Annotated in this window: 11 protein-coding genes; 6 read left to right on the top strand and 5 right to left on the bottom strand. The window is 64.8% G+C overall.

Translation table 11 applies throughout. From position 1 onward, the window contains the following. Positions 1 to 152: 152 nt before the first annotated feature. Positions 153 to 1,979 (bottom strand): hypothetical protein, encoded by a 1,827-nt coding sequence (locus IT350_17985; protein ID MCC6159948.1) that lies wholly within the window; start codon positions 1,977 to 1,979, stop codon positions 153 to 155. Positions 1,980 to 2,135: 156 nt separating this feature from the next. Between IT350_17985 and IT350_17980 the strand changes: the two genes are divergently transcribed. Both IT350_17980 and IT350_17975 read left to right on the top strand, forming a co-directional pair. After that, positions 2,136 to 2,951 (top strand): sulfite exporter TauE/SafE family protein, encoded by an 816-nt coding sequence (locus IT350_17980; protein MCC6159947.1) that lies wholly within the window; start codon positions 2,136 to 2,138, stop codon positions 2,949 to 2,951. A 7-nt stretch (positions 2,952 to 2,958) separates the two neighbouring features. Further along, a complete protein-coding gene (locus tag IT350_17975) occupies positions 2,959 to 4,371 on the top strand; it encodes a glutamate--tRNA ligase (protein MCC6159946.1) in 1,413 nt (470 codons plus the stop codon). Here IT350_17975 and IT350_17970 read toward each other — a convergent pair. The 4 genes from IT350_17970 to IT350_17955 form a co-directional block, all read right to left on the bottom strand. Beyond that, positions 4,334 to 4,786: a methylated-DNA--[protein]-cysteine S-methyltransferase gene (locus IT350_17970; protein MCC6159945.1), complete on the bottom strand. Its 453-nt coding sequence runs from the start codon at positions 4,784 to 4,786 to the stop codon at positions 4,334 to 4,336. The genes IT350_17975 and IT350_17970 overlap by 38 nt on opposite strands. 80 nt (positions 4,787 to 4,866) lie before the next feature. Then, positions 4,867 to 5,259 carry a reactive intermediate/imine deaminase gene (locus tag IT350_17965; GenBank protein MCC6159944.1) on the bottom strand — a complete coding sequence of 131 codons (393 nt, stop codon included), beginning with the start codon at positions 5,257 to 5,259 and terminating at the stop codon, positions 4,867 to 4,869. Between the two features lie 22 nt (positions 5,260 to 5,281). After that, positions 5,282 to 6,220: an SGNH/GDSL hydrolase family protein gene (locus IT350_17960; GenBank protein MCC6159943.1), complete on the bottom strand. Its 939-nt coding sequence runs from the start codon at positions 6,218 to 6,220 to the stop codon at positions 5,282 to 5,284. Further along, on the bottom strand, positions 6,217 to 6,924 hold the full coding sequence (locus IT350_17955) for a spermidine synthase (protein MCC6159942.1): 708 nt from the start codon (positions 6,922 to 6,924) through the stop codon (positions 6,217 to 6,219). The genes IT350_17960 and IT350_17955 overlap by 4 nt, the downstream gene beginning before the upstream one ends. 145 nt (positions 6,925 to 7,069) lie before the next feature. Between IT350_17955 and IT350_17950 the strand changes: the two genes are divergently transcribed. From IT350_17950 to IT350_17935, 4 genes are read left to right on the top strand one after another with little or no spacing between them, the layout of a single operon-like run. Next, positions 7,070 to 9,334, top strand: coding sequence for an SO_0444 family Cu/Zn efflux transporter (locus tag IT350_17950; GenBank protein MCC6159941.1), 2,265 nt, complete (start codon positions 7,070 to 7,072; stop codon positions 9,332 to 9,334). Further along, the gene (gene hflC, locus IT350_17945; GenBank protein ID MCC6159940.1) at positions 9,331 to 10,206 is read left to right on the top strand and encodes a protease modulator HflC; all 876 of its coding nucleotides are present in this window, start codon (positions 9,331 to 9,333) and stop codon (positions 10,204 to 10,206) included. Before IT350_17950 ends, hflC begins: the two co-directional genes overlap by 4 nt. After that, entirely contained in the window at positions 10,196 to 11,263 is a 1,068-nt protein-coding gene (locus IT350_17940) for a protease modulator HflK (GenBank protein ID MCC6159939.1), read from the top strand. The genes hflC and IT350_17940 overlap by 11 nt, the downstream gene beginning before the upstream one ends. After that, positions 11,260 to 12,063, top strand: a complete 804-nt coding sequence (locus IT350_17935; protein ID MCC6159938.1) for an HAD-IIA family hydrolase — start codon at positions 11,260 to 11,262, stop codon at positions 12,061 to 12,063. The genes IT350_17940 and IT350_17935 overlap by 4 nt, the downstream gene beginning before the upstream one ends. Positions 12,064 to 12,102 lie beyond the last annotated feature (39 nt).

Here is a 12,102-nt window from a genome sequence, read left to right as displayed (position 1 = left end):
GGACACGGGGTAGACACGTTCCGCGGCCTCTCCCTTCTCCTGACGGAATAGGCCGATTCTCCCCCGGTCCGCTCAAAGCGGAAAATTCACTTGCGACGAGAGGCGGAAATATCACGTGCTTTCGACATTTTCGGGCGATTTGGCGTCCGACTTCAGCCGGGCAGAAAGTCGGCGATCGCCGCGCCCTCTCCAGCCACGCCGTCGAAGGTTTCCCACCGGTCGGCGAGTCGGCGACTGACGAAGCCGGTGTCCCGCATCCCGACGGGCATCCACATGAAGATTCCGCCGTCGGAGGACATCTCCATGGCCTGACCGGTCGGATAGGTCTCTTCGATCAACGCACCGGCGACAATCTCTCGAGTCCAAATTCCGTTCTCACGCCGAAACGCTTCGGCAACGCCGTCCGCGCGGGAAACCGACATCCAGAAACGACTTCGATCGTCCAGAAGAGAGTCGTGAAAGCTCCAATGCGAGGGCGATGCGGGCAAGGGCTCGGGACGCCAACAATCTCCTCGACGTAGAACGATTCCGTATTGCCAATGCCGTTCGTCGCCCCAAGCCAGAATCTCATCTCCCGGAAGGAATTCCACCGCCCCGATAAACCAGTCGGGATACCGATTTGAAAGATGCTCTGCCGCCCAATGTCCGCGCGACCTGTTGATGATATAGGCTTCGTGCAAACCGTCGGTGGACGTCTCGCCCCAGAACCACGGAGCGTCGTCCGGCCCCATCTTCGCGCGAGGAAAATAGTCGCCTTCTACCGGCACGTCGGGCTCGAGCGTCCACGTCTCGTTCTCGCGCGTCGCCACAAACGCCGCCGAGTCCTGGTTGATGCCGTACAACCAGAGTTCTTCATCCGAACCCGTCAGCGCCCCCCACGCGAACATTCTTCCAGTCATGTCGTCGGGTTCCCGGACAAGTTCATCGCCGTCGAGACGCATCACGGCGGGTGCGTCTCCCACGTCGTCGTAGCATTGGAGCCAGAAGAGACTCGCACCGTCCCGGCTGTCGAACGCATACCCGCCAAATTCGTTCGCCCGGCAGGGAACCGCGATCTCACTCCATGCCCCGTTACTCTTGACGAACAGAACGGGGTCGCTTTCCTCATCGTCGTAGTGGTAGGTCCCCCAAACGATCACGGTATCGTTGTCGGGAAATTCGATGCCCTCGACCGACGGCATATGATCCATGAACGAAACGCCCTCGATCTCCCAACCGGCGTCGCTCTGTCGAGCGATGAAACGCCAGGGCGTTATGGGGCCGCCGCCCACGACCCACAGCCGACCGGCGAGGTCGAGATAAACGCTTCCGACGAAATCGAACTCCTCGGGCAAAATATCCGGTATCCACTCGTGATCTTCGTAACGCAGCAGACCCGCCCGCTCGACGTTCGGCTCGCCGTCCGGGTCGTGGAGATAGAGGCGTCCGATCGCGAGGTCCGGAATGTCGCGGACGAACTGCTCTATCCGCCAACGGCGATAAATAGGTTCGTTTTCGGGCGTGTAGCCCGCGATCTCGAAGGGCAGCGCGTCGGCGACCCACTCGCCGCCGTCCATCGTCGCCGCGCGCGGCAGGCCGGCGTCATCGAAATACGCGAGGTGCCCGAGGCCCGGTCCCACGTCGATCACGTCGGGCGTGCCGTCGTCGTCCGCGTCATCGTCAGCGGTATCGTCGTCCGCGCAGGGGTCCGTGTCGTCGTCATAGGAATCGTCGTCCGCCGTATCGTCATCGGTCGTGTCGTCGTCGACGTCGTCATCGATGTCGTCGTCGCTGGTGTCATCGTCGGTATCATCATCGACGGAATCGTCGTCGACGCTGTCGTCGTCCGCCGTCGTCGCGTCGTCATCCGGCGGGAGCGTGTCGTCGTCCGGCGAATCCGATTCACCGGACGCGGCGGGGTCACTCGCCGGCGAACAGGACCATCCGCAAAGCAAGAAGACAAAACTTAGAAAAACGCATGCTCGGAAAACTTTTTGCATGGCCGCATCTCCCATTCTGCGTGCGACACCCACATGAATATCACATTCCATCCACCGACGCGAAAGTATTTTTTGAGCTTCGATTCGACAAGCCGAACCATCCGCCCCGTGCTCTCGGCATTGACTTTTTGCCGCGATTCCCAATGGTATCCGCCCATGTCGCTTCCTGACCTGCCGATCGCGCTCGCCTACATCGCCACCGGCCTTGCGGCCGGATTCATCGGCGGCTTTCTCGGCGTGGGCGGCGGCATTCTCTACGTCCCCGTCCTCGACTTCGCGTTCCGCCGGTTCGGCATCGCCGACCAGATGGCGTTCCACATGGCGCTCGGCACCTCCCTCGCCACGATCACCGCGACCTCGGCCATGAGCGCATACACGCACCACGGCGCGAATCAGGTGAACTGGCGCGCGGTCGGCATCATGGCCGTCGGGGGGCTCGTGGGCGTGACGATTTCCGCGCAGGCCGCGATCGGCCTCGATCCCCGGTTGCTCAAGGCGCTCTTCGGCCTGCTCCTGTTTGGCGTGGCCTACCGCTTTTTCGCGCACGCGCCGAGGCCCGCGGATTCCGTCGAGCGAAACACCGTACCGCGCCTTGTGCTCGTCGGGCTCGCCTCCGCATTCATCGCGGGGTTTTTCGGCGTGGGCGGCGGCATCGTCACGGTGCCGCTTCTGTGCATGGTCGCCCACTACCCGACGCACCGCGCGATCGGCACCAGCAGCGCGCTCATTGTCTTCAATTCGCTCGTCGGAATGATCAATTACGGCGGATCGCCGAGCGCCGAGCCGGTCCCCGGAGCGGTCGGCTTCGTTCACATCGGCGCGTGGATTTTTCTGGCTGCGGCCAGTATGTTGACCTCCCGGCTGGGCGCGCTGACCGCGCACCGGCTCGACCCCAAGCCCCTGCGCATCGCCTTCGCGGTGTTCATCGTCATCCTCGGCGTGCGTTACGTGGCGGGCTATTTCCTTTCGTGAGGACTCCATGAGCGATTCCGGTGTCGTTGTTCGATTCGCCCCGTCGCCGACCGGCAGTCTGCATATCGGCGGCGCGCGTACGGCCCTGTACAACTGGCTCTACGCCCGCCACACCGGCGGCAAGATGCTGCTGCGCATCGAGGATACGGACCTTGAACGCAGCACGCCCGAAAACGTGCAGATCATCCTCGACGGCCTGCGCTGGCTGGGCATCGACTGGGACGCGCCGCCGGTCCATCAGTCGCAGCGCGTCGGCCACTACCGCCCGCTGATCCAGCGCCTGCTCGACGAGGGCAAGGCGTATCGGTGCGTATGCTCGAAGGAAGAACTGGACGCGAAGCGCGAGGCGGCCATCGCCGACAAACGTAAATACCTCTACGACCGCACGTGCCGCGACCGGAATCTCGGACCCGACTGCGGACCGCACACGATCCGCATCAAGCTGCCCCTGGACGGCGAGATCGCGTTTCGCGACGTGATCCTCGGTCCCATCTCGATGCAGGTGTCGGAATTCGACGACTGGATTATCGCGCGCTCCGACCTGACGCCCGTCTACAATTTCGTGGTGGTGGCCGACGACCACGATATGGGCGTCACGCACGTGATTCGCGGAAACGATCACCTGAACAACACGCCCAAACAGCTCATCGCGTACGAGGCGCTCGGCTTCACGCCGCCAGAATTCGCCCACATGCCGCTCACGCACGGCGCGGACGGCAAGAAGCTCTCCAAGCGTCACGGCGCAGCATCGGTCACCGACTTCGCGAAGCTCGGCTATCTCCCGCAGGCCGTCCGAAACTATCTCGTGCGCCTCGGGTGGAGCCACGGCGATCAGGAATTGTTCACCGACGGGGAACTGATCGCTCTTTTCGACATCCACGACTGCAACGCCTCGCCCGGCATCATGGACCTGCAGAAGCTGGAGTGGATCAACCAACAGAAGATGATGTCGCTGCCGCCTTCATCGGTAGCGGCTGAGTGGCTGCCGTACCTGCGCGAGCGCGGATACGAGGTCGAGCCAGGCGCGTGGCTCGACCGGCTCGTCGAAGTCTGCCGCGAGCGATTCAAAACGCTCGTTGAAATGGCCGACCACGTTCGGTATTTCTTCGCCGAGCCCGAGAGCTACGACGACAAGGCTGCCAAGAAGTGGTTGGCCGCGCCGAACGCGGAATTGATCGAACTCCTGGCGACACGGATCGAAAACATCGCCGCCTTTACCGAGCCCGCGCTGGAAGAGATGTATGCAAAAATCTGCGAGGAGCGCGGCGTGGGGCTCGGCCAAGTCGCGCAGCCCGTGCGCGTGGCGCTGACCGGCAACACGGTGAGCCCGCCGATTTTCGACACCATCGTGCTGCTCGGGCGCGAGAAGACCGTGACCCGGCTCAGAAAAGCTGCTGCGTTCGCGTCGAGTTCCGGCTGAACGACCTCGCGCCCTCGAAGTCGAGCAGGCGTCGTTTCAGGTCGAGTCCGTAGGCGTAACCTCGCAGATCGCCACCCGCTCCAATCACGCGATGGCATGGGATGATGAGGGCGATCGGATTCGCGCCGTTGGCCGCCCCCACGGCAATGGCTGCCTGCGGCGACCCGACGGCTGCGGCGATCTCTCCGTACGTCCGGATTTCGCCGTACCCAATCGACACCGCCTCGCGCCACACCGACTTGGCGAATTCCGAACCCGCCGGCTCCAGCGGCAACTCGAAGGTGCGTAGCGACCCGTCGAAGTAAGCGCGAATCTGGTCGCGCGCCAGACGGAGAACGGGCTCCGTGGAATCCCGTTCGCTGTCCGTATATCGGACGAATTCGGCCCGCACGATCCGGTCGCCCGAGGCGGTCACATGGACGTACCAGTCCGAGTCGCTCCACGCGCGAACGACGGTCGATACGCGCGTCCCCTCGATCGATGCTTTACGCGGTGTCACGTCCGCACCATTCCGATCGCCTCGATCTCGATCTTTGCCTCGGGTTTCGGGAGCGCCACGACCTGCACGGCGGATCGTGCCGGGAACGGCTCAGCGCCCGCAAACGCCTCCTTGTAGACGGAGTTCACGGCGGCGAAATCCGCGATGTTCGTCAAGAACACGGTGACTTTGACGGCAGCCGCGAGCGACGATCCGCCGGCCTTCAAAATCGCGTCGACGTTGGCGAGCGCGACGCGGGCCTGCTCTTGCACGTCGTCCGGGATCGTGCCGTCCTCGGGGCGGATCGGCAGTTGGCCCGACGTGAAAACGAGCGAGCCCGCGTTGACGCCCTGACTGTAGGGGCCGATCGCGCCGGGCGCCTTGGGGGTACTGATGGATGACTTGCGCATCGAATTCCTTTCGAAAACCGGGTCAGCGTGCGTCGAGGATGTGCGTCACCGTGCCGTCGAGCAGCGACGCGATGCGCGCATGCCCTTCCGGTGCGGGGTGCGGCCAAGGCATCCACGACAAAAAGAAAGCATCAATCTGATCGGGCGTGATCTCCTTTTCGAGATCCACAACCGCCTGTTCATAGTTGACCGCCGTCGCGCGAATCAGGTCGTTGTTTCGCGCGTAAACGGGGTAGTGCGGCCTGGGCCAACCGCGCGCGGGCGCGACCGGGTACGTGATCCACACGACCGGCACCTTGGCGTCGCGCGCAACGCGGCCGATATCGAAGAGCGCCGACTGCGTCTCGGCGACGGTCTTGACGCGGCGCACGTATCCGCCTTTTGCCTCCGGGTCCCACGATGCGCTCCTCACGCGTCGCGCGAGACGCACATCGGACAGCAGCACACCGAGCCGAAATCCCGCGCCGCGCCGATCCGACGCGGCGAAGGGCGTGCGCGCAAAGAATTCGTCCTTCCAGAACTCCGGCACAACGTCGGCGAGCGACACGAAGACGACCGCGACATCCGCCTTGTACCGCTTCAGATCCTTGCCGAAGTTCTCCGCGACGTCGGTCGAGGTGAAATCGGGATGCGACAGATTGACGACGCGGGCCTGCGCGCGCCGCTTCTTGAGCCCCGCTTCGAGCCGCGACGAAAAAATGTCTTCCGACCGGCAGCCGAGTCCGAATGCCCAGGCATCGCCGACCACGACCACATTGTCGGTGACGATGGAAGACGCCGCGTCGACATAGGGGTTTCGCGGCTGATATCCGTGACCGTCCGTCGGCGTTCCATCGGGCAGCAGGCCGTGACGCAGCCCGCCGTATCCCGCGACTCGCAGGACGATCTCGACCGCGACGAGCAGGCCGAAGACCGCGGCCAAGGCCCTCATCGCGCTGCGTTTGGTCGCGATCCGCTTCACGGACGCACCCCGAGATAGACCACATCCCCCGGCTCTCCAACTTCGCGACCGATTGCGTCCGTCGAAACTTCTTCAGCGAGCGGCAACACCTCGCGAAACCTCGCCCGGAAGACGTCGTTCGGCGACGGCGACCAGACGGCGAGCACGCCGCCGGGGCGCAGGGCCGCGATTGCTTCGCGAATTCCGTCGGCGGTGTAGAGGCGTTCGTTGCCCTGGGCGGCGAGCCACCCGGGGCCGTTGTCCACGTCGAGAAGAGCCAGATCGTACGCATCCTTACTCATCCCGAGGTGCTCCGCCAGATCCGCGACGACGACTCGCGCGCGCGGATCATCGAGCGCGCCGCCGTTGGTTTCGCGAAACCACGTGCGACCCCATTCAACGACCTTTGGGGCGATCTCGACGACCGTGACCGAACGCACGCCCGGCAAATCGAGCGCCGCTCGCAGGGTGTAGCCCGCGCCAAGACCGCCGACGAGCACCGAGATCGCTTCCCGTCGCGCAAGCCGGTCCCAAGCGAGCCGCGCCATCGCCGACTCGGAGTGATGGCCGTGCGTCGCCATGAGGAAATTTCCGCCGAGCCGGATTTCGTAACCGATCCGACCATCGTCCGTCGCGTAACGGCGTAGCGTGACCTCGCCCAGCGGCGTGTCCCCGCGATCGACGTCCTCGTAGGTCAATTGAACGTTTCGCAACGTCGCGCCCAAGCCCCCTCCTCGTGGATCGCCTTGCAGACTAAGGAATCGGTCGCCGCGTCACAAGGAGGCCGTTTCCGCTCGCCGGATTTTCGGTTGACACCCATCATGACCGGCGGGCAAGCTATGGCCGCTTTTGGGGCGGCAGGGGATCAGCTTGAGCATTATCGCGTCCATCCTTCGGGAAACGTGGAACGCACTCTTTTTGGCGGCACCGTTCATTCTCTTCGGCCTCGCCATCGCGGGCGTGCTTCACGTCCTGATCTCGCGACGTACCATCGAACGCTGGATGGGCGGCACCGGTCTGCTCGCGGTCGGCACCGCCGCCTGCTTCGGCGTACCGCTGCCGATCTGCAGTTGCGGCGTCGTTCCCGTCGCCATCGAACTCAAGAAAAAAGGCGCGTCCCGCGCGGCGAACATGTCATTTCTCATCACGACGCCGGAGTCGAGCGTCGATTCGATTCTGCTGACCTGGGGCTTGTTCGGCTGGATCATGGCGATCGTTCGCCCCGTCGCGGCCTTCTTGACGGGGCTGGTCGCCGGAGTCCTTTCGATTGCATTTCCCGGGCGGGACGATGTCGACGGGCGGCCGGTTCCGCCGGATTGCGGATGCGACGACGGTGCTCGCGAATTCTGGCGCGAAGAGCACGTCGTCGGCGTGCGCGGCCTCGCGCATTCGATCCGCGATTGGGCGCTGGAGATCTGGCGTCGCCCGCTGCGTGCCGACGTTCCCGTCCCGGCTGCCGCGCCGCCCGCCGAATCGGTGCGCACCTCACGCCCGCTCGGCCTGATCCTGCGTGACGTGGGTCGCCATGCGTTCGTCGAAATGCTCGACGACATCGCCTTCTGGCTCGTCGTCGGTCTCGTGCTCGCGGGCGTGATTTCGGCTCTCGCGCCGCCGGATCTCGCCGCACGGGGATTCGGCAAGGGCCTCGTTCCGATGCTGATCCTCATGGCGATCGGCATTCCGATGTACATGTGCGCCTCGGCCAGCACACCGGTCGCGGCGGCGCTGGTCGCCAAGGGCATCAGCCCCGGCGCTGCGCTCGTGTTCCTCCTGACCGGTCCGGCCACCAACGCCGCGACCGTCGTGCTCCTGCTGCGGCATTTCGGTCGTTCGTTCGTGCGAATCTACCTGTTCTCGATCGCATTCACCGCCCTCGCGTGCGGGATCGCGCTCGACTACGTCGTCGCCGCGACGGGGATCAGGATCACGGGCCGGCTCTCCACGGAAGCCAACGGAGTCGCGGGGTTCCTCCAATGGGTGAGCGTCGTGGCCCTGGTCGTGCTGCTGCTCTGGCGATTCCGAAAGGGAGCGCTGCGGCAGGGCCTTCGCGAGACACGGAACAACTTCGAGAGTCTGCTCGGGTTCGTTCCGGGCACGCATCATGAGGACGACGAACGCCGTGCGTTTTGGGCACGGACGCGCGGGCGCGTCGCACGAGTTGGAACAGCGCTCGCGGCGGTTGTTTGGCTTTTCTCCGGATTCTACGTCGTGCCCGCCGACTCGCTGGGATACGGTTTCGTTTTCGGTCGGCTGGTCGCGCCGGATCGCGAGCCCGGCCTGCACTATGCCCCTCCCGCACCGATCGGCCGCGCCGACGTGTGGCGCGTGTCCTATCCGCGCAAGACTGACGTGGGATTCCGCACCGACCTGACGCTCCTCGCCAATCGGCGCGAGCTCACGCGCTTCGCGAACCCCGGCCAGTGGCACAGCCCGGTAGCGGCGATGAACGTGGTCGGTGAAGAGACGACCGCCATCGCCGGCGACGAGAACCTCGTGGACGTGAGCCTGTCCGTCCACTATGGCCTGTCGAAGCCACGCGATTATTTCTACCGTCTCGAAAAGGACCGTGACATCATCTCGCTTTACGCTCAGGCCGCCGCGCGCGAGTACATCGCCGTGCACGAACTCGACACGCTCCTCACCACGGGCCGCGCGGACCTCGAGTCGTTTGTGCAAACGAATTTGCAGTCGCAGCTCGACGCGGTGAACGCGGGCGTGCGCATCGACTCGATCCACCTCGTCGACATCCATCCTCCGCAGGACGCCGTGTTTGCGTTCCGCGACGTTTCCAGTGCGCGCGAGGACCGATCGACGCGCATTCACGAAGCGTATGAGCGGCTCGCCGCCGAGGTTCCCAAGGCGCGCGGGCGGGCGGCGCTCGATGTCGCCACCGCCGCCGCTCAAGCCGCCACCGCGAAAACGACGGCGTCGGGCCGCGCGACGGGATTCGCCGCCGGCGCATCGGCGTACCTGACCGGTAAGGATGTGTTGCGCCACTTGCTCTGGCTGGAGGCGACCGAGCGCGTGCTCGCCGGTCGCGAGATCTTCGTCGTTCCCGGCGCGGTCAAGGGCCGCAACGTGATCGTCTGGCGGGAAGTGCCCGATGTTGTTCCCGCCACGGGGGCCAAACCATGACGCGAAAAACCGCCCTGATCGCCGCGTGCGCCGCCGTCGTTGCCTGGCTGGCGTTCACCGCGATCTACACGATCGACGAAACCGAGCAGGCCATCGTCACGCGATTCGGCCGCGCGTTGCCCGGCGTCGCGGGGCCGGGGCTCAACGTCAAAGCGCCGTGGCCGATCGATTCCGTTGTCCGGATGGATTCGCGGCTGCTCGTCTTCGATGCCGAACCGACCGAACTGCTCACCCTCGACAAGAAGAATGTGCTAATCGACAGCTTTATCTGTTGGAAGATCGCCGATCCGCTCCGGTTCACGCAGACCGTCAAGGCGCGCCCCGAGGCCGAGGCGCGGCTACTCGACATCATGTCCTCGGCGCTGGGCGCGGCCGTGGGCAGCGAACCCATCGAGCACTTTCTCAACGTCGATCCCACGCGGGTGAAACTGCGCGAGATCTCGAAGCGCGTCGCCGAGGCGGTCAATGGGATCGCGACGTCGAGTTTCGGCATCGAAATCGTCGATCTGCAGATCAACGGCTTCAACCTGCCGGCGCAAAACCGCGCGAGTGTCATCAAACGCATGCGCGCCGAACGCGCGCGCATCGCCACGAAGTACCGGTCCGAGGGTGAGGAGGAAGCGCTGAAAATCGAAGCGCAAGCCGTCGCCGAGCGCGAGAAGATTCTGGCCGAGGCGAGCGCGCAGTCCGAGGCCATACGCGGCGAGGGCGAGGCCGAGGCGCTTCGCCTGTTCGCCGACGCCTACGCCAAGGACCCGGATTTTTACCGGTTCCTTCGCACGTTGGAGACCTACGAAAAGATCGTCGGCGAAAAGACCACGATTTTTTTGTCGGCCGATTCCCCCTTGCTGCGGCAGCTTCATGGCGAGTGACCGCGAACAAACGACCCCACCGAGCGTGCGGGTCATTACCGCGTTTGTGCGATTCGTCGCGACGCATCGCGGACTTTCGCTCGCGATCGCGGCGGGTGCGTTCGTGGCCGTTTCGCTCGTCGCGTCGATCTACGCGGTGGCAAACGGCGAGACGGCGGCGGTGCGCCGATTCGGCCGCATGGTGACCGACGCCGTTGGTCCCGGCCTCGCGCTGCGTGCCCCGTGGGGCATCGACCGGATCGACAAAGTGAAGACCGGGCAGGTCGCGCGCCTCGCCGTCACCGGCGATTTCGAGGAACAGATCGGGCTCGTCACCGGCGATGAAAACCTCATCGACATCGGCGTGGTCGTGCAGTACCAGATCACGCAACTCGGCGCATCGCTCTTCGGAGTCGAGGACGCCGGGGCGCTGCTGGCGCACGCGGTGCGCACGGCGCTGGTCGGTGCGGCCGCTTCGATGCCGGTGGACGACGTGCTCACGTCGGGCAAGGCAAAGATCGAAACGGATGTTCGCCGTGAGGCGCAGGCGATGATGGAGCGGTACGGCACGGGGCTCACGCTCGTCGCCGTCAATCTGCAATCCGTGAACCCGCCGTCGGAGGCCGCTGCGTCGTTTCGCAAGGTGAACGACGCCAAGGCCGAGGCCGCGCGCATGCAGAACGACGCCGAATCCGAACGGGATCAGCGACGAAATCTGGCCAGAGGCGAGGCCGGGAAACGACTGCACGAGGCCGGACAGGCCGCCGATTCGCGCAAACGCCAGGCCGCGGGCGCGGCTGACCGGTTCCGCCAGGTGCTTGTGCAAAAAACGAAAACACCCGAACTCACGCGCGTGGATCTCTACACCGACATGGCGATGCGCGCGTTGGCGAAGGCACGTCTTGTTATCCTCGCACCGGGTGAAGCGCCGCGCGTCGACATCAACTTGATCGAACGCGAAGCGAGTCCGACCCCGACCGCGAAAACGCCCGGCGCGGCGGTTGCGAAAGCGAGCGAGCCTCTTCCTGACGAGCCGGGAACCGATACAGCTCCCGTCGCACCGGAGACGCAGCCGTGAGCGATCTCGCCGCCCGCTACGACGCGTTCGCCGGGCGCAAGCGCCTCGCGTTTCTCGATATCGACGGCACGCTCGGCCTCGACGAGACGCCGTTTCCCGGCAGCCGCGCGTTTCTGGACGACCTGACGCGACGCGGAATCCACTTCTACCTGCTCACGAACAATTCCTCGAAGGGCCGCGACGACTATCTGCGAAAGGTCGCGGCGATGGGGTTCGACGTCGATCGCGATCGGATCCTGATTTCGACCGACGGCCTGATCGCGCACCTGCACACGACGGGAATCGAAGAGGTCTTCGCCGTCGGCACGCCCGGCATGCTCGCCGATCTCGCCGAGGCGGGCATCCGACATCGCGACGATTCCATGACCATCGCGATGGGCTACGACACAACGCTCGACTACGCCAAGATCCGCGCGGTCGCGCTGAAACTCCAGCGCGGCGCGACATTTCTCGTCACGCATCCCGATTTCACTTGCCCGTCGCGAGAGGGCCCATTACCCGACACCGGCTCGTTCATCGCCATGTTCGAGACGGCGACGGGGCGACGGCCCGACCTCGTTTTTGGGAAGCCGAACCGCCAGATGATCGATCACGTCATCGCGCGCCACGGCCTGACCGCGACCGACGCTTTCATGGTCGGCGATCGGCTCTACACCGATTTTCAGATGAGCCTGAATGCCGGAGTCGATTTCGTGTGCGTGCTGTCGGGCGAGGCGACCGTCGAGGCGCTCGCCGCGTTCGGACACGAACCCGAGCTCACCGCGCCGTCGGTGGCGGATCTCATCGCCTCCCGACCGTGACAGAACCTCGTCGATCTGTTTGAATGCGGGAAATTCTCG

The sequence above is a fragment of the Deltaproteobacteria bacterium genome, assembly GCA_020845895.1.
Classification (GTDB): domain Bacteria; phylum Lernaellota; class Lernaellaia; order JACKCT01; family JACKCT01; genus JADLEX01.
The sequence above is the reverse complement of the archived record's forward strand: the minus strand, read 5'-3'. Positions and strand labels throughout refer to the sequence as shown.

Excerpts from the sequence above, each read along its gene's own strand:
- IT350_17965 (MCC6159944.1), bottom strand. The coding sequence starts at position 5,259 with ATGCGCAAGTCATCCATCAGTACCCCCAAGGCGCCCGGCGCGATCGGC.
- hflC (MCC6159940.1), top strand. The coding sequence starts at position 9,331 with ATGACGCGAAAAACCGCCCTGATCGCCGCGTGCGCCGCCGTCGTTGCC.
- IT350_17940 (MCC6159939.1), top strand. The coding sequence starts at position 10,196 with ATGGCGAGTGACCGCGAACAAACGACCCCACCGAGCGTGCGGGTCATT.
- IT350_17985 (MCC6159948.1), bottom strand. The coding sequence starts at position 1,979 with ATGCAAAAAGTTTTCCGAGCATGCGTTTTTCTAAGTTTTGTCTTCTTG.
- IT350_17975 (MCC6159946.1), top strand. The coding sequence starts at position 2,959 with ATGAGCGATTCCGGTGTCGTTGTTCGATTCGCCCCGTCGCCGACCGGC.
- IT350_17980 (MCC6159947.1), top strand. The coding sequence starts at position 2,136 with ATGTCGCTTCCTGACCTGCCGATCGCGCTCGCCTACATCGCCACCGGC.